This window comes from Sphingopyxis sp. 22461, assembly GCF_052044915.1.
In the GTDB taxonomy this organism is placed as follows: Bacteria; Pseudomonadota; Alphaproteobacteria; order Sphingomonadales; family Sphingomonadaceae; genus Sphingopyxis.
In genome coordinates this window covers 314,813-340,660 of the sequence record NZ_JBQENY010000003.1, presented here as the reverse complement: position 1 = coordinate 340,660, position 25,848 = coordinate 314,813, and the positions used below count along the sequence as shown (strand labels likewise).

Annotated in this window: 31 protein-coding genes; 19 read left to right on the top strand and 12 right to left on the bottom strand. The window is 65.5% G+C overall.

From position 1 onward, the window contains the following. Window positions 1–102: 102 nt before the first annotated feature. The 5 genes from ACTJI5_RS06560 to hisN form a co-directional block, all read right to left on the bottom strand. Window positions 103–1,005 carry a helix-turn-helix domain-containing protein gene (locus ACTJI5_RS06560; protein ID WP_440859760.1) on the bottom strand — a complete coding sequence of 301 codons (903 nt, stop codon included), beginning with the start codon at window positions 1,003–1,005 and terminating at the stop codon, window positions 103–105. 572 nt (window positions 1,006–1,577) lie between these two features. Further along, window positions 1,578–1,943 (bottom strand): 50S ribosomal protein L20, encoded by a 366-nt coding sequence (gene rplT / locus ACTJI5_RS06555; protein ID WP_037515683.1) that lies wholly within the window; start codon window positions 1,941–1,943, stop codon window positions 1,578–1,580. 13 nt (window positions 1,944–1,956) lie between these two features. Beyond that, entirely contained in the window at window positions 1,957–2,160 is a 204-nt protein-coding gene (rpmI, locus tag ACTJI5_RS06550; RefSeq protein ID WP_037515684.1) for a 50S ribosomal protein L35, read from the bottom strand. A gap of 117 nt (window positions 2,161–2,277) precedes the next feature. Continuing rightward, a complete protein-coding gene (locus ACTJI5_RS06545; protein ID WP_439512742.1) occupies window positions 2,278–2,628 on the bottom strand; it encodes a GFA family protein in 351 nt (116 codons plus the stop codon). A gap of 17 nt (window positions 2,629–2,645) precedes the next feature. Further along, window positions 2,646–3,428: a histidinol-phosphatase gene (hisN, locus tag ACTJI5_RS06540; protein WP_440859759.1), complete on the bottom strand. Its 783-nt coding sequence runs from the start codon at window positions 3,426–3,428 to the stop codon at window positions 2,646–2,648. Window positions 3,429–3,543: 115 nt separating this feature from the next. Here hisN and ACTJI5_RS06535 point away from each other — a divergent pair, with 115 nt between their 5' ends. Beyond that, the gene (locus ACTJI5_RS06535; protein WP_440859758.1) at window positions 3,544–4,086 is read left to right on the top strand and encodes a TetR/AcrR family transcriptional regulator; all 543 of its coding nucleotides are present in this window, start codon (window positions 3,544–3,546) and stop codon (window positions 4,084–4,086) included. 5 nt (window positions 4,087–4,091) lie between these two features. Here ACTJI5_RS06535 and ACTJI5_RS06530 read toward each other — a convergent pair whose 3' ends face one another. Continuing rightward, complete coding sequence (locus ACTJI5_RS06530) at window positions 4,092–5,027, bottom strand: ribose-phosphate pyrophosphokinase (RefSeq protein ID WP_037515690.1); 936 nt, start codon at window positions 5,025–5,027, stop codon at window positions 4,092–4,094. 137 nt (window positions 5,028–5,164) lie between these two features. On the opposite strand from ACTJI5_RS06530, the gene ACTJI5_RS06525 reads away from it, so the two are divergent. From ACTJI5_RS06525 to rpmG, 5 genes are all read left to right on the top strand, one after another. Next, window positions 5,165–6,823 (top strand): NAD+ synthase, encoded by a 1,659-nt coding sequence (locus tag ACTJI5_RS06525; protein WP_440859757.1) that lies wholly within the window; start codon window positions 5,165–5,167, stop codon window positions 6,821–6,823. A 6-nt stretch (window positions 6,824–6,829) separates the two neighbouring features. After that, window positions 6,830–7,033 (top strand): hypothetical protein, encoded by a 204-nt coding sequence (locus ACTJI5_RS06520; RefSeq protein ID WP_058539560.1) that lies wholly within the window; start codon window positions 6,830–6,832, stop codon window positions 7,031–7,033. A 33-nt stretch (window positions 7,034–7,066) separates the two neighbouring features. Next, window positions 7,067–8,377, top strand: coding sequence for a glutamate--tRNA ligase (gene gltX / locus ACTJI5_RS06515; protein ID WP_440859756.1), 1,311 nt, complete (start codon window positions 7,067–7,069; stop codon window positions 8,375–8,377). A 143-nt stretch (window positions 8,378–8,520) separates the two neighbouring features. Then, a complete protein-coding gene (locus tag ACTJI5_RS06510) occupies window positions 8,521–9,258 on the top strand; it encodes a TonB family protein (protein WP_440859755.1) in 738 nt (245 codons plus the stop codon). A gap of 218 nt (window positions 9,259–9,476) precedes the next feature. Then, window positions 9,477–9,644 carry a 50S ribosomal protein L33 gene (gene rpmG, locus ACTJI5_RS06505; protein WP_037515700.1) on the top strand — a complete coding sequence of 56 codons (168 nt, stop codon included), beginning with the start codon at window positions 9,477–9,479 and terminating at the stop codon, window positions 9,642–9,644. A gap of 287 nt (window positions 9,645–9,931) precedes the next feature. Here the strand turns inward: rpmG and ACTJI5_RS06500 are convergent, their stop codons facing one another. Then, complete coding sequence (locus ACTJI5_RS06500) at window positions 9,932–10,417, bottom strand: Lrp/AsnC family transcriptional regulator (protein WP_058539557.1); 486 nt, start codon at window positions 10,415–10,417, stop codon at window positions 9,932–9,934. Between the two features lie 137 nt (window positions 10,418–10,554). Between ACTJI5_RS06500 and ACTJI5_RS06495 the strand changes: the two genes are divergently transcribed. Further along, a complete protein-coding gene (locus tag ACTJI5_RS06495) occupies window positions 10,555–10,716 on the top strand; it encodes a hypothetical protein (protein WP_156419787.1) in 162 nt (53 codons plus the stop codon). A gap of 25 nt (window positions 10,717–10,741) precedes the next feature. Here the strand turns inward: ACTJI5_RS06495 and ACTJI5_RS06490 are convergent, their stop codons facing one another. Both ACTJI5_RS06490 and ACTJI5_RS06485 read right to left on the bottom strand, forming a co-directional pair. Beyond that, window positions 10,742–11,077 carry a glycine zipper 2TM domain-containing protein gene (locus tag ACTJI5_RS06490; protein ID WP_037515849.1) on the bottom strand — a complete coding sequence of 112 codons (336 nt, stop codon included), beginning with the start codon at window positions 11,075–11,077 and terminating at the stop codon, window positions 10,742–10,744. A gap of 162 nt (window positions 11,078–11,239) precedes the next feature. Beyond that, window positions 11,240–11,602 carry a response regulator gene (locus tag ACTJI5_RS06485; RefSeq protein WP_037515703.1) on the bottom strand — a complete coding sequence of 121 codons (363 nt, stop codon included), beginning with the start codon at window positions 11,600–11,602 and terminating at the stop codon, window positions 11,240–11,242. A 77-nt stretch (window positions 11,603–11,679) separates the two neighbouring features. Between ACTJI5_RS06485 and ACTJI5_RS06480 the strand changes: the two genes are divergently transcribed. Genes ACTJI5_RS06480 through ACTJI5_RS06465 form a run of 4 tightly spaced genes read left to right on the top strand, consistent with a single transcriptional unit; the run spans window position 11,680 to window position 14,220 of the window. Beyond that, window positions 11,680–11,943: a DUF3572 family protein gene (locus tag ACTJI5_RS06480; RefSeq protein WP_439512749.1), complete on the top strand. Its 264-nt coding sequence runs from the start codon at window positions 11,680–11,682 to the stop codon at window positions 11,941–11,943. Then, entirely contained in the window at window positions 11,940–12,581 is a 642-nt protein-coding gene (locus ACTJI5_RS06475; protein ID WP_440859754.1) for an HAD family hydrolase, read from the top strand. Before ACTJI5_RS06480 ends, ACTJI5_RS06475 begins: the two co-directional genes overlap by 4 nt. Window positions 12,582–12,595: 14 nt before the next feature. Continuing rightward, complete coding sequence (locus tag ACTJI5_RS06470; protein WP_440859753.1) at window positions 12,596–13,060, top strand: RidA family protein; 465 nt, start codon at window positions 12,596–12,598, stop codon at window positions 13,058–13,060. 8 nt (window positions 13,061–13,068) lie between these two features. Further along, window positions 13,069–14,220 carry a GNAT family N-acetyltransferase gene (locus ACTJI5_RS06465; protein ID WP_440859752.1) on the top strand — a complete coding sequence of 384 codons (1,152 nt, stop codon included), beginning with the start codon at window positions 13,069–13,071 and terminating at the stop codon, window positions 14,218–14,220. Here the strand turns inward: ACTJI5_RS06465 and ACTJI5_RS06460 are convergent. Then, window positions 14,217–14,531, bottom strand: a complete 315-nt coding sequence (locus ACTJI5_RS06460; RefSeq protein WP_056373095.1) for a sel1 repeat family protein — start codon at window positions 14,529–14,531, stop codon at window positions 14,217–14,219. The genes ACTJI5_RS06465 and ACTJI5_RS06460 overlap by 4 nt on opposite strands. A gap of 137 nt (window positions 14,532–14,668) precedes the next feature. Continuing rightward, window positions 14,669–15,511 (bottom strand): pantoate--beta-alanine ligase, encoded by an 843-nt coding sequence (gene panC / locus ACTJI5_RS06455; protein ID WP_440859751.1) that lies wholly within the window; start codon window positions 15,509–15,511, stop codon window positions 14,669–14,671. A gap of 86 nt (window positions 15,512–15,597) precedes the next feature. Here panC and ACTJI5_RS06450 point away from each other — a divergent pair, with 86 nt between their 5' ends. The 7 genes from ACTJI5_RS06450 (at window position 15,598) to ACTJI5_RS06420 (ending at window position 21,666) form a co-directional block, all read left to right on the top strand. Then, window positions 15,598–16,419 carry a division plane positioning ATPase MipZ gene (locus ACTJI5_RS06450; protein ID WP_137892187.1) on the top strand — a complete coding sequence of 274 codons (822 nt, stop codon included), beginning with the start codon at window positions 15,598–15,600 and terminating at the stop codon, window positions 16,417–16,419. 27 nt (window positions 16,420–16,446) lie between these two features. Beyond that, the gene (gene pgmG, locus ACTJI5_RS06445) at window positions 16,447–17,829 is read left to right on the top strand and encodes a phosphoglucomutase/phosphomannomutase PgmG (RefSeq protein WP_440859750.1); all 1,383 of its coding nucleotides are present in this window, start codon (window positions 16,447–16,449) and stop codon (window positions 17,827–17,829) included. A 191-nt stretch (window positions 17,830–18,020) separates the two neighbouring features. Next, the gene (gene lptB, locus ACTJI5_RS06440; protein ID WP_058539549.1) at window positions 18,021–18,836 is read left to right on the top strand and encodes an LPS export ABC transporter ATP-binding protein; all 816 of its coding nucleotides are present in this window, start codon (window positions 18,021–18,023) and stop codon (window positions 18,834–18,836) included. Between the two features lie 15 nt (window positions 18,837–18,851). Next, window positions 18,852–20,318: an RNA polymerase factor sigma-54 gene (rpoN, locus tag ACTJI5_RS06435; RefSeq protein ID WP_440859749.1), complete on the top strand. Its 1,467-nt coding sequence runs from the start codon at window positions 18,852–18,854 to the stop codon at window positions 20,316–20,318. Between the two features lie 172 nt (window positions 20,319–20,490). Then, complete coding sequence (gene ykgO, locus ACTJI5_RS06430) at window positions 20,491–20,616, top strand: type B 50S ribosomal protein L36 (protein ID WP_003046794.1); 126 nt, start codon at window positions 20,491–20,493, stop codon at window positions 20,614–20,616. A 97-nt stretch (window positions 20,617–20,713) separates the two neighbouring features. Continuing rightward, window positions 20,714–21,325, top strand: a complete 612-nt coding sequence (locus tag ACTJI5_RS06425) for an HAD family hydrolase (protein ID WP_440859748.1) — start codon at window positions 20,714–20,716, stop codon at window positions 21,323–21,325. Further along, window positions 21,325–21,666 carry a hypothetical protein gene (locus ACTJI5_RS06420; RefSeq protein ID WP_440859747.1) on the top strand — a complete coding sequence of 114 codons (342 nt, stop codon included), beginning with the start codon at window positions 21,325–21,327 and terminating at the stop codon, window positions 21,664–21,666. The genes ACTJI5_RS06425 and ACTJI5_RS06420 overlap by 1 nt, the downstream gene beginning before the upstream one ends. A 106-nt stretch (window positions 21,667–21,772) precedes the next feature. On the opposite strand, the gene ACTJI5_RS06415 is transcribed toward ACTJI5_RS06420, so the two are convergent. Then, window positions 21,773–23,935 carry a S9 family peptidase gene (locus ACTJI5_RS06415; RefSeq protein ID WP_440859746.1) on the bottom strand — a complete coding sequence of 721 codons (2,163 nt, stop codon included), beginning with the start codon at window positions 23,933–23,935 and terminating at the stop codon, window positions 21,773–21,775. 68 nt (window positions 23,936–24,003) lie between these two features. Here ACTJI5_RS06415 and ACTJI5_RS06410 point away from each other — a divergent pair, with 68 nt between their 5' ends. After that, the gene (locus ACTJI5_RS06410; RefSeq protein WP_440859745.1) at window positions 24,004–25,842 is read left to right on the top strand and encodes an aminopeptidase P family protein; all 1,839 of its coding nucleotides are present in this window, start codon (window positions 24,004–24,006) and stop codon (window positions 25,840–25,842) included. Window positions 25,843–25,848 lie beyond the last annotated feature (6 nt).

Here is a 25,848-nt window from a genome sequence, read left to right as displayed (position 1 = left end):
CATTTCTCTGGTTCTATGGATAGGGCGGCTAGCCGCGCGTCCGTCGCCTGCCGCTTGCACCGAACGCGCCGCGCGGGTCAAGTCACTTGGCGGAAAACGGGGCTATCCGGCCGGCTTGTGCAGACCCTGCACCGCGGCGCCGGCAGCGGCAGCCCGCGCAAACGCCGCAGCGCCCAAGATCGGCTTGGCGCGCGCGGCATAGTCGCGCGGGCTCATCCCCATAAAGCGCTGGAAGTCGCGCGTGAACTGCGCCTGGTCGTAATAATGGTGATCCATCGTATCGATCCACGCCATCGACGGGTCGAGCATGAAGCGACCGAGCGAGCGCAGGAAGCGCTGGCGCCGCAACAGCAATTTGGGCGAAAAGCCGAAGGCACGGTGGCACAGCCGCTCGATCGAACGTTCGGAGAGCGACAATTTGGCCGACAGATCGGCGACACTCGTCACCTCGTCGTCGACCAGCGCCCGATGCGCGGCAAGGATCGCCGGGTCGTCGGGCGGCGCATCGGCGAGGAGGGTGCAGGCATGGCCGTCGATCAGCGCCGCCGCGGCGTCGACATCCTTCACTTGCCGCAAGGCGCCCAGCAACGGCGCGAAGGGAGCAAAGGCCGGATGGGTGCCGCCGTCGGTCATGCGGTCGGCCAGGTCTTCGGCGGACAAGGGAATGAACTTGGCCCAGCCCATCGGCAGGATGCCGATACCCCAGGCACGCATGTTGCCCGCCGCGAAATAGGTCGCGGTGCTTGTCGGACCCGTGGCGACGAAGCGGGGTGCCTTGATCACCGGGCTGTCACCGATCGCCGCGAGCGGCCGGTCGCCCTCGATGAATCGCAGGTTCGCCCATTCGGGGTGCAGATAATCCTCGACCCGGCTGCCGTCGGTTCCGGCGACTTCGCTCAGATAGATGGTGCTGACATAGGGGCGTAAGGCGGGCGACAGCGGAAAAAAGCGCGTGGCGACGCGCGCGCCGGCCGGAAGAAGAGGAGATGCGTCGCTGTGCGGCATGCTGTCCCATTCCTAGAGGGCGAAGTGCATGAAAAACAATGCCCCCGCGCCAATATTTGTCGGGTTCTTACAATTTTATACGCGGCTGCTGCTGCATAGTTGCGCGGTCCGCTCCGAAGGGGGCGTGTGAGGAGAATCGCCGCGTGACGCCAAGGGATGGGGCTTGGCGGGGACCTGAAATAAACGACTGATTTTCCGAGCTTCGTTCCGGCCGTCAGCTTTCTGCGACCCACGGCTATTCGGATCGGGCGGGGGGGCGATGGTTTCCACTGGAACCATTGTCGAGGCGGCGCGGGGCGAGAGCCCGGCGCCGCCTCTTCGTTTGGGCGGGTGACGGTAGATTTCCGCTTCGGGTGGGAAGCGGACGGCGCTTCATTTTCCTTCGTCATCCCGGACTTGATCCGGGATCCCGCTTTTTGACGCACAGGCTGGCTTCGACCTCAAGCGGGACCCCGGATCAAGTCCGGGGTGACGATGATGGATAGGACATCGTTAGCCGCCATTGCGATCCCAAAGAAAAAGGGCGGCCCCGGCGGGACCGCCCTTGTTTCGTTTGCCTTGGCTGAAAAGCGTCAGGCTGCCTTGGGCAGCGCCGCCTTTGCCTGGGCGATGATCGCCCCGAAGACATTGCCTTCGTTCATCGCGAGGTCGGCCATGACCTTGCGGTCGAGTTCGATCCCGGCCAGCTTCACGCCGTGCATGAACTGCGAATAGGTGAGGCCCTCGGCGCGGACCGCGGCATTGATACGCTGAATCCACAAACCGCGGAAATTCCGCTTCTTAACCTTGCGGTCGCGATAAGCGTACTGGCCGGCCTTTTCGACCGCCTGCTTGGCGACGCGGATGGTGTTCTTGCGACGGCCATAATAGCCCTTCGCCTGTTCCAATACGCGTTTATGCTTGGCGCGCGTGGTGACGCCGCGTTTGATGCGTGACATGCCTTAGCGCTCCTTACTTCAGGCCGTAGGGCGCCCAGAGGCGCACATGGGCCACATCCGAATCGCTGAGCACGCTGGTGCCGCGGTTGGTGCGGATATATTTTGCATTGTGGCTGCTCAGGCGGTGACGCTTGCCGACGACGCCGTGCTTCACCTTGCCCGAAGCGGTGAATTTGAAGCGTTTCTTCACACCGCTCTTGGTCTTCATTTTGGGCATTTTGGTCTCCTTTGGAAGTCCGTTTGCGTATCGGCCTGGCAGCCCTTTCAGCCAGCCGACACAATCGGAAGCGGGGCGCTTAGGGGGATTCGCCCGGAAATGCAAGCGATTCGGGGATTAAAAGCTGGCGCCGTCGACCTTCTGGATATTGAGTGCATCAAGGTCGGCGTCGGGGACGCAGCGTAGGTTGACCGCGGCCATCTTTGAGCCGTCTGGACCGGTGCCGACAGAGAAACCCTGGCACCCGCAATCGGTGCAGAATTGATGGTCGATATTATGCTTGTTGAACTTGTAGCTCCCGAGCTTGTCGGCGCCGCTCTCCAGCCGGAACTGGTCGATGGGCACGAAGGCGAGCAGGAAGCCTTTGCGCCGACAGTGCGAGCAATTGCAGCTCATCGCCGTGCCCGGAATGTCGCCCTCGACCGTATAGGTCACCGCGCCGCAATGGCAGCTTCCTTGAAAAGCCATGTCCGTTCCTCTCCTTGTCAGTGGTGACAGGCGAGTCCCTCTATCACATCCTCGAGCCGTGCGGGGTCGCCGATTGCGATGACATGCCCCGAACTGTCGGCGCTCAACGGATCGCCGTTCCAGTCGCACATTGTCCCGCCCGCGCCTTCGACAATGGGAGCAAGCGCGGCGAAATCATGGAGCTTCAACCCCGCCTCGACGACGAGGTCGATATGACCGCTCGCGAGCAGGCCATAATTATAGCAATCGCCGCCGAAGACCATGCGCTTGTGCGACGTCTTCGCCGCGAGCGCCATGAAATGCTCGGCGTCATGGTCGGCGAAATATTGCGGGCCGGTCGTCGCGAGCACGGCATCGGCAAGGGTGCGGCAGGGGCGCGTGCGCGCCGGCGTCCCATTGAACAAGGTCGGCTGTCCGAGTGCGCCGACCCAGCGTTCGCCATTGATCGGCTGGTCGATGATGCCGAGGATCGGCCAGCCATCCTGGAGCAGCGCGATCAGCGTGCCGAAGATCGGGCGACCCGCCATGAAGCTGACGGTGCCGTCGATCGGGTCGAGCACCCATTGGCGCGACGCGTCGGGGCGCTCGGCGCCATATTCCTCGCCGATGATCCCGTCGCGCGGCGCCTCGGCATCGAGCAGGCGGCGCATCGCGGCCTCGGCGGCGCGGTCGGCCTCGGTCACGGGCGAGGCATCGGCCTTGGCCTCGTGCGTCCAGTTGGAGCGGAAGAGCGGACGGATCGCTTCGCCGGCGGCGTCGGCAAGGCGATTGGCGAGGGTAAGGTCTGATGTGATCGACATGGCCCTGCGCTAGCTCAGCCGGCCTCCGGCCGCCAGTCCATGCAAACCTATTGCACCGACCGAAGCCTGATTTTATCAATTTTACAATATTGGTATAAACTGTAAAATCACTCATATGCCGGGTGACTTTCCCCTCGATCCGATTGTCGCGACCTTCGCGCGCTACGGATTGCGCAAGACGTCGATGGAGGACGTCGCGCGCGCACTCGGTGTGTCGCGGCAAGCACTCTATAACCGGCATGGATCGAAGGGGGCACTGGTCGATTGGGCGACCAAATGCCTGATCGACAGCTCGCTGGCCGCCGCGCTCGCCAGCATCGACCAGCCCGCAAAGACGCTCGTCGAACGTCTGACCGACGCGCTCGACGCATGGGCAGGCCGGCACATGGACGCCCTTCACGCCTCGCCACAAGGCACCGAGATCGTGGCGACGCTCCAGCGCGATCCGCCGGAGGCGGTCCGGGCGGCCGAGCGCCGACTCGTCGCCGCGATGGCCGAAGCGATCCGCTTCAGCGGGCCGGGCTCGGCGGTGTCGCGCGCGGGCAGCATGGCGCAGGCTCTATGCTGGACGGCGCGCGGGCTGGTGCATGCCGTGCCCGATCATGCGACCTTCCGGCGGCAGCTCGATCATATCGTCGGCGCGCTCGTCGCGCGCTGACGCGATCAGTCGAACAGCGAGGAGACGCTCGATTCGTCGGCGATGCGCTTGATTGCTTCGCCGAGCAAAGGTGCGACGGTGAGCGCGCGAACCTTGCTGCTGTCGTTCACCGCGTCGGTCGGCTGGATCGAATCGGTGATGACGAGTTCGGTAAGCTCGCTCGCATCGACGCGCGCGACTGCGCCGCCCGACAGGACGCCGTGCGTACAATAGGCGACGACGCCCTCGGCGCCCGCGGCCTTCAGCGCGGCGGCGGCGTTGCAGAGCGTGCCCGCCGAATCGACGATATCGTCGATCAGGATGCAGAAGCGGCCCTTCACGTCGCCGATGATGTTCATCACTTCCGATTCGCCGGCGCGCTCGCGGCGCTTGTCGACGATCGCCAGCGGCGCGTTGTCGAGCCGCTTGGCGAGCGCGCGCGCGCGGACCACGCCGCCGACGTCGGGCGACACGACCATCAGATTCTTGCCCGCAAAGCGCGCCTGGATGTCGGCGCTCATCACCGGCGCGGCATAGAGGTTGTCGGTCGGGATATCGAAGAAGCCCTGGATCTGCCCGGCGTGCAGGTCGATCGCGAGGACGCGGTCGGCGCCCGAAGTGGTGATCAGGTTCGCGACGAGCTTTGCCGAGATGGGGGTGCGCGGGCCGGGCTTCCGGTCCTGGCGGGCATAGCCGAAATAGGGGACGACCGCGGTGATGCGTTTCGCCGAGGCGCGGCGCAGCGCGTCGTTGATGATGAGCAGCTCCATCAGATTGTCGTTCGCGGGGAAATTCGTCGGCTGAACGACGAAGACATCCTGACCGCGGACATTCTCATGGATTTCGACGAAGACCTCTTCGTCGGCGAAGCGGCGTACGCTGGTGTCGGTCAGCGGCAGTTCCAGATAGTCCGCGATCGCGCGGGCGAGGGGGAGGTTGCTGTTGCCGGAGATGAGTTTCATGCGCTGCGAAGCCCTTTCGCGCGGAGTGGGATTGCGCGCCCCCTTAGCCAGCGCGGGCCGATAGGGGAAGGGGTTAAAGCCCGATCCGCCGCGCGCGCCGCAGTTGAAATCGGCGCGCGTCGGCCTAAACCACCGGCATGACACAAAAGCTCACCATCGTTCTTTCGCAAATGACGCAGGTCGTGGGCGACCTCGCCGCCAACGCCGCCGCGATGCGCGACGTCCGCGCGCGGCATCCGGGCGCCGACCTGATTCTGTATCCCGAGCTCCAGCTGATCGGTTATCCGCCCGAGGATCTGGTGCTCAAGCCCGCGCTCGCGGAGCGCGCCGCGACGATGCTCGCCGAACTTGCTGCCGATACCGCCGACGGCGGCCCGGCGATTCTCGTCGGCTCGGTCGAGTGGGAGGAGGGCAGCCTCTATAATATCGTCGCGTTGCTCGACGGCGGCCGGATCGTCGCGACGCGGCGCAAGCACGAGCTCCCCAATTACGGCACCTTCGACGAAAAGCGCGTCTTCGTCCCCGGGCCGCTCCCCGATATCGTCGAATGGCGCGGCGTGAGGCTTGGCCTGCCGATCTGCGAGGATGGCTGGTTGCCGAAGGTTTGCCAGCACCTGGTGGGGCAGGGCGCCGAACTGCTCATCTCGGTCAACGGCAGCCCCTATGAGATCGACAAGGACGAGCGGCGTCTGACGCAGGTGTTCGCGGGCCGCGTCGCCGAAACCTCGCTGCCCGTTATTTTTCTCAACCGCGTCGGCGGGCAGGACGAGATCGTGTTCGACGGCTGCTCGTTCGTGCTGAACAGCGACGGGACGACGGCGCACCGGTTGACCGACTGGGAGCCCGAGGAGCGGGTCACGCACTGGACCAAGGGCGCCGACGGCTGGACGTGCGCGACGGGCGCGATCGCCGAATGGGAATCGCATCCCGCCGATATCTACAGCGCGATGATCATATCCTTGCGCGATTATGTCGAACGCAACCGTTTCCCCGGCGTCGTGCTCGGCCTGTCGGGCGGAATCGATTCGGCGATCTGCGCGGCGATCGCCGCCGATGCGCTCGGTCCCGACAAGGTGTGGTGCGTGATGATGCCGAGCCGCTTCACCAGCCAGACCAGCCTCGACGATGCCGCGGGCTGCGCGGCGATGATCGGGTGCAAGCTCGACACCATCTCGATCGTCCCCGCGGTCGAGGCGTTCGACGCGATGCTCGCGGGCAGCTTCGCCGACAAGGACGTCGACATCACCGAGGAAAATGTCCAGTCGCGCATCCGCGGCGTCACCCTGATGGCGCTCAGCAACAAATTCGGCCCGATGCTGCTCACGACGGGCAACAAGAGCGAGATGAGCGTCGGCTATGCGACGATCTATGGCGACATGGCGGGCGGCTATAATCCGCTGAAGGACGCGTATAAAATGACGGTGTTCGCGGTGGCGAAATGGCGCAACGAAAATGTGCCGCGCTTGTCGCGCAACCCGGTGACCCCCGTGATGCCCGATACCATCATCACCAAGCCGCCGAGCGCCGAGCTGCGCCCCGACCAGAAGGACGAGGACAGCCTGCCGCCCTATGCCGACCTCGACCGCATGCTGCATATGCTCGTCGAGGAGGAAGCGAGCGTCGATGATGTCGTGGCGAAATATGGCTTCGATCGCGATGCGGTGGCGCGGATCGAACGCCTGTTGATGCTCGCCGAGTATAAGCGCCGCCAAGCGCCGCCGGGGGTGAAGCTGTCGACGCGTAATTTTGGGCGCGACCGGCGCTATCCGATTACGCACGGCTTCCGGACGGCGTAGCGCAGCGTGGCGAACTGGCTCACCGGGATTGGGTATGCGCTGTCGATCGTCAGTGTGGCGCTGCTCGCGTGGGCCGCATGGCCCGCGCCCGATGAGGATCGCGCGTTGGTCGGCGCCGTGATCGCCGGCGCCGCGCTATCGGTCGTCGGCATGGCGCTGCGCTGGGCCGCGCACATCGTCCAGAACCGCAAGATCGCGGAAGACGACTGACGGCGGCCGAATATGCGGTTATAGGCGCGGCGCATGACCGTCGTTACCCGTTTCGCCCCTTCGCCGACCGGCACCCTGCATGTCGGCAATGTCCGCACCGCGCTGCACAATTGGCTGTGGGCGCGAAAGCATGGCGGGCGTTTCCTGCTGCGCATCGACGACACCGACCTCGAACGCTCGAAAGAGGAATATGTCGACGCGATTCGCGCCGACCTCGCGTGGCTCGGCTTCGACATCGACGGCGAGGAACGCCAGTCGGCGCGTTTCGCGCTCTATGAGGCCGAGTTCGAAAAGCTGAAGGCGGCGGGGCGCGTCTATGCGTGTTACGAGACGCCCGAAGAGCTCGACATTCGCCGCAAGATATTGCTCTCGCGCGGCCTGCCGCCGGTTTACGAGCGCAAACCCGAGGGTGCGCCGATCCCCGAGGGCGCTCAGCCGCACTGGCGCTTCCGGCTCGACCAGGACGCGGCGATCGAGTGGACCGACATGGTCCGCGGACCGCAGCATTTCGAGCCGAAGACGATGTCCGACCCGGTGGTGCGGCGCGCCGACGGCAGCTGGCTCTACCTGCTGCCGAGCGTGATCGACGATATCGCGATGGGGATCACGCATGTCGTGCGCGGCGAGGATCACGTCTCGAACACCGCTTCGCAGGTCCAGATGTTCGCCGCGCTCGGCGCGACGCCGCCCGCCTTTGCGCACGAGGCGCTGCTCGTCGGGACCGAGGGCAAATTGTCGAAGCGGCTGGGTTCGCTCGGCATGGCCAGCCTGCGCGAAGACGGGATCGAACCGATCGCGCTCGTTGCGTTGCTCGCGCGGCTCGGGACAAGCGATCCGGTCGAGCCGGTGACGCAGGTTGCGCCGTTGGTCGAAAGCATCGATTTCGCGCGCTTCGGCCGCGCCCCCGCGCGCTTCGACGAGGCCGAGCTGGCGCTGCTCAACCAGAAGATATTGCATCACATCGACCATGCGGCGATCGCGGACCGCCTGCCCGCCGCGATCACCGAAGCGCGCTGGAATGCGATTCGCCCGAACCTGACGACGGTGGCCGAGGCAGCCGAGTGGGTGCCCGTGTTCGATGGCCCCTTCGCGCCGCCACCCGTCGAAGCGGCCGACCGGGCGGTGCTGGGCGCCGCGGCGCAGGCCACACCCGCGATCGACTGGGGCTCCGACCCCTGGCATGCGCTCACCGGCGCGGTGAAGGAGGCGACGGGGGCAAAGGGCCGCGCGCTCTTCCTGCCGCTGCGCCGCGCGCTCACCGGGCGCGACCATGGCCCCGACATGGCCGAGCTGTTGCCGCTGATCGACAAGGATCAGGCGGTGGTGCGGCTTTCCGCCGCCTAGGTCTCCCACAGCATCGCGTGAAAGCTTGTTTACCGATCCACTTGACATGTGACGTGATGTTATAATATCACTTCATTCTGACCTGGCCGACAACAACGGTCGGAACGCGGCGGGGCCGGGTCATACAGGCAAGGAGAGAGGCCATGACCCTGATACCCCTGATTTCGGCGATTATGACGGCGCCCGAGGCGACCACCGCGCCCGCCGGCGCGGCGGTGCCGCTGCCCCGCAACAGCTATGGCAGCGACGCCCGCCACCACCCCGTCGCGGCGCTGTTCGCCGTCGGGCTGCCCGCCGCGCTCGTCGTCGCGGTCGCGCTGTCGCCGATGATTATTGAGATGGCGCCGAAGAGCAAGCCGATGACCGGCACGCTGGTCGAGCTCCAGAAACCGATTGATCCGCCGCCCCCCAAACAGGCCGACGATGTCGAGCCAACGCCGCGGACCGCATCGACGCCCGACGTCGTCGTCCCGGTCTTTCCGACAACACCGCTGACGGAACCCTGGGCCGATACGGGCCCCTCGATACCCGACGTCGGCCCCGTTGATCCCGGCCCGCCGGCGCGCGCAGCCGATCCGCCAACGATACCCAAGCTGGTGCTCGCGCAGCTCGACCAACGTTATGCGGATCTCTTCCAGCCCGATTATCCCGCGCGCGCCCAGCGCGAGGGGATCGAGGGCGTCGCGGTCGTCCGCGTGCTGATCGGCACCGACGGACGGGTGAAGGCGGTCGAGCTGATCAGCGCCGACGATCCGGCGTTTTTCGAGGCGACGAAACGGCGTGCGCTGGCCAAGTGGCGCTTCAAGCCCGCGACGCGCGGCGGGGTGGCCGAGGAAAGCTGGAAGGAAATGCGCGTCCGTTTCGAGATCAAGAACGCCTAAGGCCATAAACCTGACCCCTCCGGACGGGCGGCCGATGTGCCGCCCGTCCTTCCTTTCGCTTGACAGAAAGGCCGAATCCCGCCAAAGGCGCCCGGATATTGAGGGGCGGCGCGGCGTCGCGCGGCCCTTTCATGTTTTTCACACCAACGTCGGGGCCCTAGTCCCGCCGCATCCCTCGGACCTCCGGTGGATGTGCAGTTAATTCGAGGAACAGGGCCATGGCCAAGCCGACGACCGTCAAGATCAAGCTGGTGAGCACCGCCGACACGGGCTTTTTCTATGTCACGAAAAAGAACCCGCGCACGATGACCGAAAAAATGTCGGTGCGGAAGTACGACCCGCGTGTCCGCAAGCACGTCGAGTTCAAGGAAGCCAAGATCAAGTGATGCATTTCCTCGTGCGCTGAAGCGCGCGGGTTAGAAATGCGTCATCCCGGCGAAAGCCGGGATCCCGAAGGGCGGCCGCGTGCCGCCCTTTTTCGTGCCCGGAGAATGGCGGCTTTGGGTGGGAAGCGGCCACCCCAACGTTCGTCATTCCCGCGAAAGCGGGAACCCAGTAGCAACGGCAGCTCGCTGGGTCCCCCGCTTTCGCGGGGATGACGAAGTAGAGGTGGAGCGGCAACTAACGGCCGTTCGCCCGGCGCCGCCACGCCCCCGCCCGCCCGCGGTCGGCGTCAGAAATCGCGCAGCGGCCGGCGCGCGACGTCATTCTCGATGATGTGCCGGATCGTGATCAGCGTCTTGAACGAATGCACACCCTTGTCCTCGCCCAGCGCGCGGCGCGTGAAGGCGTCATATTCCTCCATTGAGCCGATCTGCACCTTCAGCAGGAAATCATCGTCGCCGGTCACGTCCCACGCCCCCGTGATTTCGGGGTGGCGGGCGATCTCGCGCGCGAATGCGTCCATAGTCTGCGGCCCGGCCTGTTGCATCCGGACGAGGATATGCATGGTGAGCGCCGATCCGGTCAGCGCCGGATCGACCACCGCGATATCGGCAACGATCACTTTTTCCTCGCGCATCCGGCGCAGGCGGCGGAGCACCGCCGACAGCGACAGCCCGACCTTGTCGGCAAGGATTCGCGCGGGCTGGAGATTGTCGTGCCGCACCAGCGCGAGCAGCCGGCGGTCGAAATCGTCGAGGTCGATCATTTTTCGCATGAACTAAACAATAGCGCGAAAATTGGTCGCCCGCACGATCAATTTCGGCGCCGATCGCCGCATTTGCCGGGGTAGATGGGATTCGTCCGGGCCGCCCCCTCCCCATCTTCCGCGGACCCGGATGAAGGAGACATAAGATGACCCATAACACCCCCGAAACGCGCTGGATCACCCGCATCTGGACCGCCGCCGTCACGGCCTCGGAGGCCGCCGTCGCTATCCACTATTCGGCGCCGTGGCTGCGCACCGCCGCACCGCGGCGTTCGGAACGGACCGCCCGCGACGCTTGCGCCGCCTGACGGTCCTTTCCTTCCCCCGCGGCGGTCAGCAGCGACGCTTGCGGTCGATCTCGCGGCCGAGCAGCGCGCCGCCGGCGGCACCGAGGATCGTGCCCGTCGCGCGGTCGCCCCGGCTATCGATTTCGCGGCCCAGCAGGGCGCCGGCGGCACCGCCGACGATCAGCCCCGTCGTGCCGCTGGTACGGCAGTTCCGATAATATCGGCCTTCGCGGTGACGCCGATATTCGCGGCGATCCTGCCAGCGGTCATGGTCGCGGTCGTAATGCCCGTGCCGATGGTGGCGGCTGCGCGCCTCGGCTTCGGTCGGCATGGCGGCCAGCGTCGTCGCGCCGATCAACGCCGTCAAGGCCAGCCTCTTCATCAAAAACATCTTATGTCCTTCCATCCTGAACCCCCGCGATCAGGATTAGGAAAAGAAAGCTGGCCGGTGGCTGAACCGGCCGTGCGCTCACCGCCCGCGCCAGCGACTCGCCGATGATTTTGGGCGGCCCGTCGCAATCGACGTCGGGCGATCGAAAAAAGGCTAGGCGAAGGCTCCGACGCTTTCGATGAACTTGATCACCGAAATCGGTTTGGACACATAGGCTTCGGCGCCCGCCGCCTTGATCTGCTCCTCGTCGCCCTTCCCCGCATAGGCGGTGACCGCCATGATCGGCACCGCGCGCAAGGTCAGGTCGGCCTTCATCTGGCCGATCAGGTCGAGCCCGCTGACATGCGGCAACTGGATGTCCATGATGATCAGGTCGGGCGACACTTCGCGCGCCTTGGCCAGCGCGTCGCGTCCGTCGCGCACCGGATGCGCGCTATAGCCATGGGCGTTGAGCAGGTCGCAGAAGAGGCGAAGGTTGAGCTCATTATCTTCGACGACCAGGATGGTCTTGCCCATGTTACTTATGTTCCCCACCTTGCGTACGCGGCCCGTTTAGGCGAATCGGCGGCATGACACAATTAGGGACACACGACTTGCACGATGGCGATGCCGCGCTGGCGCTTCAGGCGCTCGGCTGGATTTTGAGCGACGAACCGCGCGCCGAACGGCTGCTTGGCCTGACCGGGCTCGCCCCCGACGAACTGCGCGCCTCGCTCGGTGAGCAGGCGACGCTCGCGGCGATCCTGTCGTTCCTCACGGGCCACGAAAACGACCTTGTCGCCTGCGCCGATGCGTTGCAGGTGCCGCCTGCCAGCATCGCTGCCGCCGCCCAGAGACTTGAAGGAACCACCGCATGAACCGCCCGCTCGTCATCACCGATTGCGACGAGGTGCTGATGCACATGGTCGTCCCCTTCGCCGAATGGGTCGACGCCGAACATGGCGTGATCTTCCGCATCGAAGACGCGAGCTTCGCGAACGCGCTGAAACGCAAGGAATGCGGCACACCGCTCGAGGCCGCCGAAGTGTGGCCGTTGCTCGATGGTTTCTTCCGCCGGGAAATGACGCGGCAATATCCGATCGCCGGTGCGCTCGCGGCGATGGCGGCGATCGGCGCCGAGGCCGATATCGTTGTGCTCACCAACGTCGGCCCCGAACATCAGCAGGCGCGCATCGAACAGCTCGCGCTCCACGATTTCCACGCGCCGGTTATCGGCAGCCGCGGGGGCAAGGGCGAACCGGTGCGCCGCCTGATCGAGCAATATCAGCCTTCGGTCGCTGTCTTCATCGATGACCTTGCGGGCCATCATATGTCGGTCGCGCAGGAGGCGCCCGACGTGTGGCGGCTCCATCTCGTCGGCGAGCCGGCGATCGCGGGCAAGATCGCGCCCGCGAAGCACGCGCATGCGCGCATCGACGACTGGACGGCGGCGCGCGACTGGATCCTGGCGCGCCTCGCCGAAAACATCCCCGCCCCGGCCCCCGAACCGGTTTAAGACAAGGACAGATCATGGATATCGCCGCCAAAATCGCCGAACTCGGCCTCGAACTCCCCAAGCCCGCCGCGCCGGTCGCCGCCTATGTGCCCGTCGTCGAGCATAATGGCCTGCTCTATGTCAGTGGCCAGTTGCCGTTCCGCGACGGGCAGGTCGTCACCGGCCGTCTGGGCGAAGATGTCGACGTCGCGGGCGGGCAGGATGCCGCGCAGCGCGTCGCGCTGATGCTCGTTGCCCAGATCGGGCAGGCGCTCGGCGGCGACTGGTCGCGTGTCGAGCGCGTCGTCAAGCTCGGTGTGTTCGTCAACAGCACCCCCGGCTTCACCGATCAGGCGAAGGTCGCCAATGGCGCCTCGGACCTGTTCGAAGCGCTGTTCGGCGAAGCGGGCCGCCACGCGCGCGCCGCGGTCGGCGTCACGGTGCTGCCGCTCGGCGCCGCGGTCGAGGCCGACGCGATCGTCGCGGTGAAGCCCGCGTAAGAATCCCGGTGGCAGAGGCCGACCCACCCGCGCGCACGATATCGCTCGGAACCGGCGTCGCCGCCATCGACGCCGCGGCATGGGACGCGTTGCACGATGGCGGCAATCCGTTCGTCGGCCACGCCTTCCTGTCGCTGCTCGAGCAATCGGGCAGCGTCGGGGCGGGTACGGGCTGGCAGGCGGCGCCCTTGCTCGTCGAGGATGCCGGCGGCGCGCTCGTCGCCGCGGCGCCCGCGTACCTCAAGTCGCACAGCCAGGGCGAATATGTGTTCGACCATGCCTGGGCCGACGCCTGGGCACGCGCGGGCGGCGATTATTATCCGAAACTGCAGATCGCGGCGCCCTTCACCCCCGTGCCGGGGCCGCGCTTGCTGTCCAACGACCGAGGGGACGCACTGTTGCTGCTCCGCGCCGCCGAGGCGGTCGTGCGGCAGAACGGGCTGTCGTCGGCGCACGCCACTTTTGTGGCGCCCGAGCAGATGCCGCTGTTCGAGGAAGCGGGCTGGCTCGTCCGCCGCGATATCCAGTTTCATTTTGCGAACGCGGGCTACCACAGTTTCGACGACTTCCTCGCCACGCTGAATTCGGCGAAGCGCAAGCAGCTCCGCAAGGAACGGCTGCGCGCGGTCGACGGTCTGCGGATCGAGGAGCTGACGGGCGACGCGATCGGTCCCGAACATTGGGACGCGATGTGGCTTTTCTATCAGGACACCGGTGCGCGCAAATGGGGGCATCCGTACCTCACGCGCGAAGCGTTCGACCTGATGGGCGAGCGGATGGCGGAGCAGATCATCCTGCTGATCGCTTATGACGGCGAGGAAAGGCCGGTCGCGGGTGCGCTGCACTTCGTCGGCGCCGACACGCTCTACGGCCGCTATTGGGGCTGTCTCGTCGAGATTCCCTATCTGCATTTCGAATTATGTTATTATCGCGCGATCGACATTGCGATCGCGCACGGCCTGCGGCGCGTCGAGGCGGGCGCGCAGGGCGGGCACAAGCTCGCGCGCGGCTATGGCCCCGTCGCGACATGGTCGGCGCATTTCATCGCCGATCCGGGATTTCGCCGCGCGGTCGCCGATTATCTCGAACAGGAACGCCGCGCCGAAGAAAGTGAAATGGAGTGGCTGGAAGGGCAGACGCCCTTCAAGCGAAAGGATTAGGCCGCGAAACGGCGCGCGGCAGGACGGCGGGCGGTCTCGTCGAGCCAGGCGCGCGCCTGGCGCTGCGCCTCGGCGATTTCGCCCGGCGACATCTCGTCCGACAAGTCGGCGCGGCACTGCTGGCCTTCGATATTGCCGCCGAGCGCGGCGAGGTTGAACCATTTATGCGCCTGGATCAGGTCGACATCGACCCCGCCGGTGCCGGTCGAAAAAGCGATGCCGAGATCGAAATAGGCATTGGCGTCGCCGCGCGCGGCGTCGAGCAGACGGCTCTCGATCAGATATTGGGCAGACTTCAGACTGTTCGCCATGATAACCCCCTTTGCCTCCACCCCACATGGAGACCTCGGGGTCCAAAGTTGCGGTTTATGGTCAACAAAGCGTTAACGGCGATCCGACTTTTTTGTGGATATCGTCCGAAGCTCCCGGAAATCCGTGGGTTTTGGCGTTAATCGCCGACCGGAAGATTGTCGATCAGCCGCGTTTTTCCGATCCGTGCCGCCGCCAGAAGCCGCGCGGGCTTGTGAAAAGCGTCCAGTCTCTCGAGGCTGTCGGCATCGGCGAGCGCGACATAGTCGACGCTGTCGAAGCCCCCCCCGACGATCACCGTCTCGGCCCTGGCGAGCGCTTCGTCGACATCGGCGCCGCCCGCGATCGCTTGCGCCGCGGTGTTCAGCGCACGCGGAAAGATGGTTGCCGCCGTGCGCTGTTCGGGGGAGAGATAGGCGTTGCGCGATGACAGCGCGAGGCCGTCGGTGTCGCGCGCGATCGGCGCCCCCAAAATGTCGATGCCGAAGTCGAGGTCGCGCGCCATGCGGCGGATGATCGCGAGCTGCTGCCAGTCCTTTTCGCCGAAGATCGCCACGTCGGGCCGCACCTGGTTGAACAATTTGGCAACGACGGTCGCGACGCCGTCGAAATGGCCGGGGCGCGCGGCGCCGCAATAATCGGCGCCGAGTTCGGCGACCTCGATATGCGTGCTGTGTCCGCCGGGATACATGACGCTGACATCGGGCGCCCAAAGCAGGCTGGTGCCTTCCTCGACCAGCATCGCCGCATCGCGCGCCTCGTCGCGCGGATAAGCGGCGAAATCCTCGTTGGGGCCGAATTGCGTCGGATTGACGAAAATCGACACCACCGCGTGGTCGGCGACGCGCTTTGCCATGCGCACGAGCGAGAGGTGGCCATCGTGCAGCGACCCCATCGTCGGGACCAGAGCGACGCTCTTTCCTCCCTGCTTTAGTGCCGTAACGGCACGGTGCAGCATCGCGATGTCACGGATGATTTGCACGGCTGGTCGCCCTCCGATATTGGCGCGACTATATCACTTCGCGCGCCGGCCGCCATGCCGCGCAAACAGGAAAATCGCAACGCCCCATGACGACCTCAGCGACGAAGCCCGCACCGCACCGCATCATCTTTGCCAATGAAAAGGGCGGGACGGGGAAATCGACTTGCGCCGTGCATTTCGCGGTCGCGCTGGCGAGCCAGGGCTGGCGCGTCGCAGGCATCGATCTCGACCCGCGTCAGCGCACCTTCCACCGCTATCTCGAAAATCGCGAGAATACCGCGAAGCGCCGCGAGATCGCGCTGCCGACCCCGCGCTTCGAGGTGTTCACCGGCTCGACGATCGAAGAACTCGACGACCAGGTCGCGGCGCTGAGCGAAGACGTCGATTATCTAATCGCCGACACCCCGGGCCGCGACGATGTCTTTGCGCGCCACCTCGCGACGAGCGCCGACACGCTCGTCACCCCGATCAACGACAGCTTCATCGATTTCGACCTGATCGGACAGGTCGATCCCGAAACCTTTCAGGTCACCCGCCCCAGCTTCTATTCCGAACTGATCTGGGACGCGCGCAAGACGCGCGCGAAGACCGACGGGCGGACGATGGACTGGATCATCCTGCGCAACCGTCTCCAGCATGTCGACGCGCACAATATGCGCCGCGTCGGCGAGGCATTGACCCAGTTGTCGCGTCGCGTCGGTTTCCGCGTCATCCCGGGGCTCGGCGAGCGCGTCATCTATCGCGAGCTTTTCCCGGCTGGCCTCACCCTGCTCGACAAGGCGCACCTTGGCGGCATGGGGATTGGCCACGTCGTCGCGCGGCAGGAACTCCGTGAGGCGATGGGTGGACTGAACCTCCCGGTGCGCGAAAGATTGCATCCGGACGGGGATTTGTTCGCCGCCGCCTGACCCTTTCTCTCCCCAAGAGGATCAAAGATGACGCACAATTTCCACCCGACGATGCTGCGCGAATATGACATCCGCGGGGTCGTTGGCGACACGCTGTCCGACAAGGATGCCTATGCCATCGGCCGCAGCTTCGCGACGCTGGTCCGCCGCGCGGGCGGCAAGCGCATTGCCGTCGGCTATGACGGCCGCCTCTCGTCGCCGATGCTCGCCGACGCGCTGATTGCCGGGATCAACGACGCGGGCGCCGACGCGCTCAATGTCGGGCTCGGGCCGACGCCGATGCTCTATTATGCCGCGTCAACCGAGGATGTGGAGGGCGGCATACAAATAACCGGCAGCCACAATCCCCCCGACTATAATGGCTTCAAATTTGTGATGCAGGGGCGTCCCTTCTACGGCGCCGATATCCTGGGCATCGGTGAAATGGCCGCCGCGGGCGACTGGGAGGCGGGCGAAGGCACGTCGCAGAGCATCGATATCGTCGACGCCTATGTCGACCGGCTGGTCGAGGGCTTCGCCGGCGGCGCCTTCCGCATCGGCTGGGACGCCGGCAACGGCGCCGCGGGCACCGTCATCGAGAAACTCACCGCGCGCCTTCCGGGCGAGCACCACCTGCTTTTTACCGACATCGACGGCCATTTTCCGAACCACCATCCCGATCCCACCGAAGAGAAGAATCTCGCCGATCTGCGCAAGCTCGTCGCGGAGAAGAGCCTCGACTTCGGCGTCGCTTTCGATGGAGACGGCGACCGCATCGGCGCGATCGACGGCGAAGGCCGCGTGATCTGGGGCGACCAGCTCCTGCAAATCTATGCCGCGGCGGTGCTGAAGGACCTGCCCGGTGCGACCGTCATCGCCGACGTGAAGGCGAGCCAGGCGCTGTTCGACCGCGTCGCCGAACTTGGTGGCAAACCGCTGATGTGGAAGACCGGCCACAGCCTGATCAAGGCGAAGATGAAGGAAACCGGCAGTCCGCTCGCGGGCGAGATGAGCGGGCATATCTTCTTCGCCGACCGCTATTATGGTTATGACGATGCACCCTATGCCGCGGTGCGGTTGATCGAGGCGGCGACGAAGCTCGGGCAGAGCGTCACCGAATTGCGCGGCAATATGGCGCCGATGGTCAACACCCCCGAAATGCGCTTCCAGGTCGACGAGAGCCGCAAATTCGCCATTGTGGATGAAGTCCTCGACCGGCTCACGGCATCGGGCGCGCAGGTCGACCGCACCGACGGCGCGCGCGTGCTCACCGACGACGGCTGGTGGCTGCTCCGCGCCTCGAACACGCAGGATGTGCTCGTCGCGCGCGCCGAAGCCAAGGACGAGGCGGCACTGACGCGGCTGCTCGCGGCGATCGACGAGCAGCTTGCGCTGTCGGGGATCGTGCGCGGGCCGCAGGCGGCGCACTAGGCTCCTGCTCCCCTCCCTTTCAGGGAGGGGTCGGGGGTGGGTATGCGGATGGAAAGAACGCCTTCGGCGACCCACCCCTAACCCCTCCCTGAAAGGGAGGGGAACGGCCCTGCAAAAATCTTGCCAGATTGACCTTGGCCGCGTCGCTGGGGTAACGCCGCCCGGGGGCTAGAAACGGAACCGACCGACCTATGACCGACGACGAATCCAATGCGGGCACGCTGACCGAGAGTGATCATGGCGTCACCGAGCACAAGGCGCATGTCCGCGAGGATGCCGCCGCGGGCAACGGTCTCGCGGTCATTTCGATCGCCAAAAGCTATGACAAGCGCACCGTCCTCTCCGACGTGTCGCTGTCGGTCGGCAAGGGCGAGGTGGTCGGCCTGCTCGGTCCCAACGGCGCGGGCAAGACGACCTGCTTCTATTCGATCATGGGGCTGGTGAAGCCCGACGCCGGGCGCATCATGCTCGACGGCGCCGACATCACCGCGCTGCCGATGTATCGCCGCGCGATCCTCGGCCTCGGCTATCTGCCGCAGGAAACCTCGATCTTTCGCGGCATGACGGTCGAGCAGAATATCGGCGCGGTGCTCGAACTCAGCGAGCCCGACAAGATCGCGCGCGAACGGCGCATGGAAGAATTGCTCGACGAATTCGGCCTCACGCGCCTCCGCGATTCGGCGGCGATGGCGCTTTCGGGCGGCGAACGGCGCCGCGCCGAAATCGCCCGCGCGCTCGCGGCCAACCCGTCGATCATGCTGCTCGACGAACCTTTTGCTGGCATCGACCCCTTGTCGATCAGCGACATTCGCGATCTGGTCGTGGACCTCAAGACGCGCGGCATCGGCGTGCTGATCACCGACCATAATGTGCGCGAGACGCTCGACCTCGTCGACCGCGCCTGCATCATCTACGACGGCAAGGTGCTGCTTGCCGGCTCCCCGGAAGAGCTCGTCGCCGACCCCGAGGTGCGTCGCCTCTATCTCGGCGAGGGCTTCTCTTTGTAATGTTATGACACGCTGATGGCGTTGGGACCGCGCCTCGATCTCCGCCAGTCGCAATCGCTGGTGATGACGCCGCAGCTGCAGCAAGCGATCAAGCTGCTGGCACTGTCGAATCTCGAACTCGAAGCCTATCTGGCCGAGGCGCTCGAAGGCAATCCGCTGCTCGATACGGCGTCGGCCGACAGCGACGGCAGCGCGGGCGATCCCGATGGCGTGCCTGGCGGCGACGCACCGGCGGCCGAGGCCGCGACGCTCGACGCCGATCAGGCGCTGGCGGCCGACGGTGGCACCGCGAACGATCTCGACGTCGACCTTGCCGCCGAAAGCTTCCACCACGACAGCGCGAGCGACAATGTCGGCCTGTCGGGGAGCGGCGAGGATATCGATTTCGACAGCTTCGCCGAGCATGAGGGCACGCTGCACGACCATCTGCTCGCGCAGGTCGGCGAACGTTTCAGCGGGATCGAGGCGATCGTCGCGGGGCAACTTGTCGCGCTGATCGACGAGGCGGGCTATCTGCGCGCCGACCTCACTGAACTCGCCGCGCAGCTCGGCGTTCCGCTCGCCTTGCTCGAAGAGATACTCGCGGGCATCCAATGCTTCGACCCGTCGGGCGTCGGCGGGCGCGACCTCGCCGAATGCATCGCGATCCAGGCGCGCGAGGCCGACCGCTACGACCCGGCGATGGCAACGATGATCGCGCACCTCGATCTCGTCGCGAAGGGCGCCTTTCCGCAACTGAAGCGCATCTGCGGGGTCGACGACGAGGATCTTACCGACATGATTCGCGAACTGCGCGGCTATGATCCCAAGCCCGGGCTCAAATTCGGCGGCGATGGCGCCCCGGCGGTCGTCCCCGACCTCTATATCCGCCAGACCGCGAAGGGCTGGGCGGTCGAGATCAACAGCGGCACGCTGCCGCGCCTTCTCGTCAACCGCCGCTATTATACCGAACTCGCGCAGGGCGCCGCGGCGAAGAACAAGGCGTGGCTCTCCGAACAGCTCGCGGGCGCCAACTGGCTCGTCCGCGCGCTCGACCAGCGCCAGCGCACGATCGTCAGGGTCGCGAGCGCAATCGTGAAGCAGCAGGAAGGCTTCTTCCTCCACGGCGTCGCGCATATGCGCCCGCTGACCCTGCGTCAGGTCGCCGAGGAAATCGGCATGCACGAATCGACCGTCAGCCGCGTCACGAGCAACAAATATCTGAGCTGCGCGCGCGGGCTGTTCGAGCTCAAATATTTCTTCTCGAGCGGCATTTCGGACACGCAAGGCGACGGTGCGGTGTCGGCGGAGGCGGTGAAGAGCCGGATCAAGGCGATGATCGAGGCCGAGGACGGCAAGGCGATTCTGTCGGATGAAACGATCGCGCAGAAACTCTCGGCCGAGGGCCACGACATCGCGCGGCGCACCGTCGTCAAATATCGTGAGGCGATGGGTTATGGCTCGTCGGTGCAGCGGCGGCGGCAAAAGGCGCTGGCGGGGTAGCATATCGTCGCCCCCGCGAAGGCGGGGGCCGCAGGCGGTGTAGCGCGAGGCCGATGGCGGTCCCCGCCTTCGCGGGGACGACGTTTTCTCCTCGCAGCCGGTTGACTTTTTACCCGCTTCCCCATAGTTGCGCCGCTTCGCGTCAATACGCCAAGATTTACGGACAGAGATCATGAAGATTCGCAACAGCCTGAAGTCGCTGAAGGACCGCCACCGGGATAACCGCGTTATCCGCCGCCGTGGCCGCACCTATGTGATCAACAAGACCAACCGCCGCTTCAAGGCGCGCCAGGGCTAATGCCCCTGCGCGGGGTGATTTCGCCCCGTTTGTTTTTGATGAACAGCGTTACGCCGTCGGAGGCTTCCGGCGGCGCTTTCGCGTGTCTGGAGGCTGCATGATTCGGCAGAGTGTGATCTTCGACGTCGGCCGCGTCCTGTTCGACTGGGACCTGCGCTATCTGTTCGCCAAGCTGATCGCCGACGAGGGCCAGCTCGAATGGTTCGTGACGAATGTCGTCACGCCCGGATGGCATTTCCAGCACGACGCGGGCCGCCCGCTCGCCGAGATGGTGCCCGAACGGAAAGCTGAGTTTCCCGATCATGCGCCGCTGATCGACGCCTATGCGACGCGCTTCAACGAGACGATTCCGGGGCCGATGCCCGGCAGCCTCCAACTCGTCGAGCGCCTCGACGCCGCGGGCGTGCCGCTGTTCGCGATCACCAACTTCGGCCATGAATTCTGGGAAGGCTTCTGCCCCACCCAGCCGATCTTTGACCGCTTCCGCGATATCATCGTGTCGGGCACCGAGAAGTTGATGAAACCCGACCCCGCCATCTACCGCCTCGCGATCGAACGATTCGGCATCGACCCCGCGGGTGCGCTTTTCATCGACGACAATGCTGCGAATGTCGCGGGTGCCGAATCGGTTGGTATCGCGGCCCATCGGTTCGAGGATGCGGCGACGCTGGAGGCCGAACTGGTCGCGCGCGGATATTTGCCGGCCTGATGAGCAGGGCGGATCGCCTCGAGCGCCTCGACACCCGCCGTGTCGAGCTGGAAGCCGAATATGAGGCCGTCCTGCTAGACGCGTTGCGCCGGGTTGCTGCCGGCTCATGGGGCTTGTTTGGCCACACCAAGGATCGCGCGGCGCACGCCAAATGGGAACCCGTCGTTATGGACCTGTGCGACCGGGGCGAAGAAATCGATCAAGTGCGCGATCAACTGGGCTTGCAGCCCTTCGCGCTGCACGAAGAATTCGAGGCGTCTCGCGGACCCGTCGCATCGAACGCGCCGGGCGAACCCAAGCAGGCGAAGGCATGGCTGGAGCGACTGGGTGAGGGCGTCTAGGCGCTTACGCGCCATCCAAAATATCGTCATTCCCGCGAAAGCGGGGACCCAGCGAGCAACCGTCTGAACTGGGTTCCCGCTTTCGCGGGAATGACGACGTTTGTGATTACTTCTCGACCCCCAACTGCGTCAGCACGAACGCAAACTCCTCGGCATCCTCGCGCAGCGCGCCCCAGCGGCCCGACTTGCCGGCGTGGCCCGCGCCCATGTTGGTGCGCAGCAGCAGCGCCGCGTCGTTGGTGCGCGTCGCGCGCAGCTTCGCGACCCATTTGGCGGGCTCCCAATAGGTCACGCGCGGGTCGTTGAGCCCCGCCGACACGAGCATCGGCGGATAGGCTTTCGCGGTGACATTGTCGTACGGGCTGTAGCTCAGCATATAGTCGAACGCCGCCTTGTCGGTGATCGGATTGCCCCATTCGGGCCATTCGCCGGGGGTCAGCGGCAGCGTTTCGTCGACCATCGTGTTGATCACGTCGACGAAGGGCACGCCCGCGAGCACCGCGCCCCACAGCTCGGGCGCCTGATTAGTGACCGCGCCCATCACCTGCCCGCCCGCCGAGCGGCCCTCGATCGAAATCTTGCCAGCGCTCGTATATTTCGCCGCGATCAGGCCCTTGGCGACGTCGATGAAATCGTTGAACGTATTCTTGCGCTCGGTCGTCTTGCCCGCGAGATACCAGGCGCGGCCGAGGTCGTCGCCGCCGCGGACATGCGCGATCGCATAGATCATCCCGCGATCGACGAGGCTGAGCCGCGTCGTCGAGAAGCCTGGCGGGACGCGATACCCATAAGAACCATAGACATAGAGGTGCATCGGCGCACTGCCGTCGCGCGGCGTGCCCTTCTTGTAGACGAGCGAGACCGGCACCGGCGTGCCGTCGCGCGAAGGCATGTTTACCAATTCGGTTACATAGTCATCATGATTGTAACCGGATGGAATTTCCTGCACCTTCAGCGTTTCGAGCTTGCCGTTCGCAAGGTCGTAATCGAACACGGTGTCGGGGGTGACCATCGATTCATAATCGAGGCGCAGCTTGTCCTGATGATATTCGGGATTGTCGCCGAGCCCCGCCACATAGGTCGACTCGGGGAACTGGATCCGGCCGGGGGTCAGCGGCGCGTCATATTGGCGGATATCGACCTGATCGACGCCCTTCTCGCGCGTTTCGAGCACGAAATAGTCGCGGAAGACCGAAAGCCCGGTGATGTAGCTCGCATCCGATCCGGGGATCAGCGTCTTCCACGTTCCCGGCGCCTTGATGTCGGCAGTCGCGACGCGGAAATTGGGATGCTCGTCGTTGGTGTAGACATAGAGCGTGCCGTTGCGCTCATCGACGCTATATTCGCGGCCCTTCTTGCGCGCCGACACGAGCTGCATCTTCGCTTCGGGATTGTCGGCGGGGAGCAGGTAAACCTCGCTCGTCTCGTTATCGCCCGTCGCGATCACGATATAATTGTCGGCCGCGGTCTTCCCGATCCCGACCCCGAAACCGATGTCGGCTTCCTTATAGAGCAATTTGTCCGCGCTCACCGGGGTACCCAGCTTGTGCAGCCGGACATTGTCGGTGCGCCAATTCTCGTTCGCGAGGCCATAGAGGATCGCATCGTTCTGCGCCGTCCATATCAGTGACGACAGCGTGCCGGGGATCACGTCGGGCAGCATTTCGCCGGTATCGAGATTGCGGATGCGCACCTCGAACCGTTCGGAGCCATTGTCGTCGAACGAATAGGCCATCAGCTTGCCGTTCGGGCTGACCGATACCTCCGCGAGACGGAAATAATCCTTGCCCGCGGCCATCGCGACCTCGTCGAGGATCAGGATCGCGTCGCCGCCCGCGGCGGGTTTACGATACCATTTCTTATATTCGGCGCCCTCTTCAAATTCGACCCAATAGACCCAGTCGCCGTCCTTCTGCGGCACGGAAGAATCGGCTTCCTTGATCCGGCCCTTCATCTCCTGGAAGATCGTTTCGACGAGCGCCGCATGCGGCTTCATCGCGGCGTCGAAATAGGCATTCTCGGCCTTCACATAGTCGAGCACATCCTTGTCATCGATCGTCGGATAGCTCTCGTCCTTCAGCCAGTGATACGGGTCGGAGAGTTTTTTGCCGTGCAGCGTCACTTCGTGCGGGCGCTTTTCCGCGACCGGGGCAGCGGGCAGGGCAGGGGTCGGGCTGGTCAATGCGGCATCTTTCTCTTTGGCGAACAGGGCAGGCGATGCGACAAGCGGGGTGGCAATTGCTGCCAGAAACATCCAAATAGCGCGCATCGAAAAATCCCCCGCGGTGTCGCCCGATTGGGCGGGATCGCCTACGATGTAGGAACAAGGAAGCGACCATGTCCAGCCCCGTCCCCCAATCGGTCTATGCAGAGCGCCTCGCCCGCGTCCGCGCCGAACTTGCCGCGCGCGGTCTCGACGGCTTCGTCGTGCCGATCAGCGACGAGCATATGAGCGAATATGTCGGCGACTATGCGCAGCGCATGGCGTGGCTGACGGGCTTCGGCGGGTCGGCGGGAACCGCAGCGGTGCTGCCGTCAAAGGCCGCGGTGTTCGTCGACGGGCGCTATACGGTGCAGGTCCGCGATCAGGTCGATGGATCGCTGTTCGACTATGTCGGCGTGCCGCAGTCGAGCGTCGCCGAATGGCTGGGCGTCAACGTCAGCGCGGGGCAGAAGATCGGTTTCGACCCCTGGCTCCACGGCATCGACTGGGCGCGCGGGCTGGGCAAGGCGCTCGCCGACAAGGGCGCGCAGCTCGTCGCGGTCGACGCCAACCCGCTCGACGCCGCGTGGGACGACCGGCCCGCGCCGAGCGCCGCCGCGGTGACGGTTTATGACACGCAGCTCGCGGGGCAGGCGGCGACCGACAAGCGCGCCGTGATCGCCGACTGGCTGAAGGCCAGGGGGCTCGACACGACGGTGATGACCGCGCTCGATTCGGTTGCGTGGACCTTCAACATCCGCGGGTCGGACGTCAGCCACACGCCGGTCGGGCTCGCCTTTGCATTGCTCCATGCCGACGCGACCGCCGACCTGTTCATCGCGCCCGAGAAGGTCACCGACGCGGTGCGCGCGCATCTCGGCAACAGCGTGCGCGTCCACGACCGCGACGCGTTCGAGGCCGCGCTCGCCGATCTCAAGGACAAGAAGGTCGCGGTCGACCCCGACCGCGCGGTTGCGGCGATCTTCACCGCATTGGAAGCGGCCGGCGCGAAGATCGAACGCCACCGCGACCCCGCGGTGCTGCCCAAGGCGATCAAGAACGACACCGAGCTGAACGGCACGCGCGCCGCGCACGTCCGCGACGGCGTCGCGGTGTCGCGCTTCCTGCAATGGATGGAGGATGTCGCGCCGCAGGGCGGGCTCGACGAACTCGGCGCCGCGGCGAAGCTGCGCGAATTTCGCGACCAGAATGGCGCGCTTGTCGATCTGAGCTTCGACACCATCTCGGCGGCGGGTCCGAACGGCGCGCTGCCGCATTACAAGGTCGACGCGACCACGAACCGCGCGATCGAGACGGGCACGCTCTATCTCGTCGATTCGGGCGGGCAGTACGCCGACGGCACGACCGACATCACGCGCACGATCGCGATCGGCGCGCCGACCGCCGAAATGCGCCGCCGCTTCACGCAGGTGCTGAAGGGGCATATCGCGCTCGCGACCGCGCGCTTCCCGAAGGGCACGCGCGGCAGCCAGCTCGACATTCTTGCGCGCCAATATCTGTGGGCCGACGGGGTCGATTATGCCCACGGCACCGGCCACGGCGTCGGCGCTTATCTGGCGGTCCACGAAGGCCCGCAGCGTATCGCCAAGCCGTCGGGCGGGCAGGCGGGGACCGAGGAGGCGCTCCACGCGGGCATGATCCTCTCGAACGAGCCCGGCTATTACAAGGCGGGCGCGTTCGGCATCCGCATCGAAAATCTGGTGATCGTGGTGCCGCAGAGCATCGACGGCGCCGAAGAGGATATGCTGGGGTTCGAGACGATCACCTTCGCCCCGATCGCGCAGAACCTCATCGACGCCGCGCTGCTGTCGGGTGCCGAGGCCGATTGGCTCGACGCCTATCATGCGGCGGTGTTCGAAAAACTCGCGCCCGGGATGGCCGGCGACGACCGGGGCTGGCTCGAAGCCGCGTGCGCGCCGCTCGACCGCGCCCCCGCGGCGCTCGCGGCTTGATCGCCA

What these genes read in the sequence shown, in the direction of transcription:
- ACTJI5_RS06560 (WP_440859760.1), bottom strand. Translation starts at nt 1,005, where the DNA reads ATGCCGCACAGCGACGCATCTCCTCTTCTTCCGGCCGGCGCGCGCGTC.
- rplT (WP_037515683.1), bottom strand. Translation starts at nt 1,943, where the DNA reads ATGTCACGCATCAAACGCGGCGTCACCACGCGCGCCAAGCATAAACGC.
- rpmI (WP_037515684.1), bottom strand. Translation starts at nt 2,160, where the DNA reads ATGCCCAAAATGAAGACCAAGAGCGGTGTGAAGAAACGCTTCAAATTC.
- ACTJI5_RS06545 (WP_439512742.1), bottom strand. Translation starts at nt 2,628, where the DNA reads ATGGCTTTTCAAGGAAGCTGCCATTGCGGCGCGGTGACCTATACGGTC.
- hisN (WP_440859759.1), bottom strand. Translation starts at nt 3,428, where the DNA reads ATGTCGATCACATCAGACCTTACCCTCGCCAATCGCCTTGCCGACGCC.
- ACTJI5_RS06535 (WP_440859758.1), top strand. Translation starts at nt 3,544, where the DNA reads ATGCCGGGTGACTTTCCCCTCGATCCGATTGTCGCGACCTTCGCGCGC.
- ACTJI5_RS06530 (WP_037515690.1), bottom strand. Translation starts at nt 5,027, where the DNA reads ATGAAACTCATCTCCGGCAACAGCAACCTCCCCCTCGCCCGCGCGATC.
- ACTJI5_RS06525 (WP_440859757.1), top strand. Translation starts at nt 5,165, where the DNA reads ATGACACAAAAGCTCACCATCGTTCTTTCGCAAATGACGCAGGTCGTG.
- gltX (WP_440859756.1), top strand. Translation starts at nt 7,067, where the DNA reads ATGACCGTCGTTACCCGTTTCGCCCCTTCGCCGACCGGCACCCTGCAT.
- ACTJI5_RS06510 (WP_440859755.1), top strand. Translation starts at nt 8,521, where the DNA reads ATGACCCTGATACCCCTGATTTCGGCGATTATGACGGCGCCCGAGGCG.
- rpmG (WP_037515700.1), top strand. Translation starts at nt 9,477, where the DNA reads ATGGCCAAGCCGACGACCGTCAAGATCAAGCTGGTGAGCACCGCCGAC.
- ACTJI5_RS06500 (WP_058539557.1), bottom strand. Translation starts at nt 10,417, where the DNA reads ATGCGAAAAATGATCGACCTCGACGATTTCGACCGCCGGCTGCTCGCG.
- ACTJI5_RS06495 (WP_156419787.1), top strand. Translation starts at nt 10,555, where the DNA reads ATGACCCATAACACCCCCGAAACGCGCTGGATCACCCGCATCTGGACC.
- ACTJI5_RS06490 (WP_037515849.1), bottom strand. Translation starts at nt 11,077, where the DNA reads ATGAAGAGGCTGGCCTTGACGGCGTTGATCGGCGCGACGACGCTGGCC.
- ACTJI5_RS06485 (WP_037515703.1), bottom strand. Translation starts at nt 11,602, where the DNA reads ATGGGCAAGACCATCCTGGTCGTCGAAGATAATGAGCTCAACCTTCGC.
- ACTJI5_RS06475 (WP_440859754.1), top strand. Translation starts at nt 11,940, where the DNA reads ATGAACCGCCCGCTCGTCATCACCGATTGCGACGAGGTGCTGATGCAC.
- ACTJI5_RS06470 (WP_440859753.1), top strand. Translation starts at nt 12,596, where the DNA reads ATGGATATCGCCGCCAAAATCGCCGAACTCGGCCTCGAACTCCCCAAG.
- ACTJI5_RS06460 (WP_056373095.1), bottom strand. Translation starts at nt 14,531, where the DNA reads ATGGCGAACAGTCTGAAGTCTGCCCAATATCTGATCGAGAGCCGTCTG.
- ACTJI5_RS06450 (WP_137892187.1), top strand. Translation starts at nt 15,598, where the DNA reads ATGACGACCTCAGCGACGAAGCCCGCACCGCACCGCATCATCTTTGCC.
- pgmG (WP_440859750.1), top strand. Translation starts at nt 16,447, where the DNA reads ATGACGCACAATTTCCACCCGACGATGCTGCGCGAATATGACATCCGC.
- lptB (WP_058539549.1), top strand. Translation starts at nt 18,021, where the DNA reads ATGACCGACGACGAATCCAATGCGGGCACGCTGACCGAGAGTGATCAT.
- rpoN (WP_440859749.1), top strand. Translation starts at nt 18,852, where the DNA reads ATGGCGTTGGGACCGCGCCTCGATCTCCGCCAGTCGCAATCGCTGGTG.
- ykgO (WP_003046794.1), top strand. Translation starts at nt 20,491, where the DNA reads ATGAAGATTCGCAACAGCCTGAAGTCGCTGAAGGACCGCCACCGGGAT.
- ACTJI5_RS06425 (WP_440859748.1), top strand. Translation starts at nt 20,714, where the DNA reads ATGATTCGGCAGAGTGTGATCTTCGACGTCGGCCGCGTCCTGTTCGAC.
- ACTJI5_RS06420 (WP_440859747.1), top strand. Translation starts at nt 21,325, where the DNA reads ATGAGCAGGGCGGATCGCCTCGAGCGCCTCGACACCCGCCGTGTCGAG.
- ACTJI5_RS06415 (WP_440859746.1), bottom strand. Translation starts at nt 23,935, where the DNA reads ATGCGCGCTATTTGGATGTTTCTGGCAGCAATTGCCACCCCGCTTGTC.
- ACTJI5_RS06410 (WP_440859745.1), top strand. Translation starts at nt 24,004, where the DNA reads ATGTCCAGCCCCGTCCCCCAATCGGTCTATGCAGAGCGCCTCGCCCGC.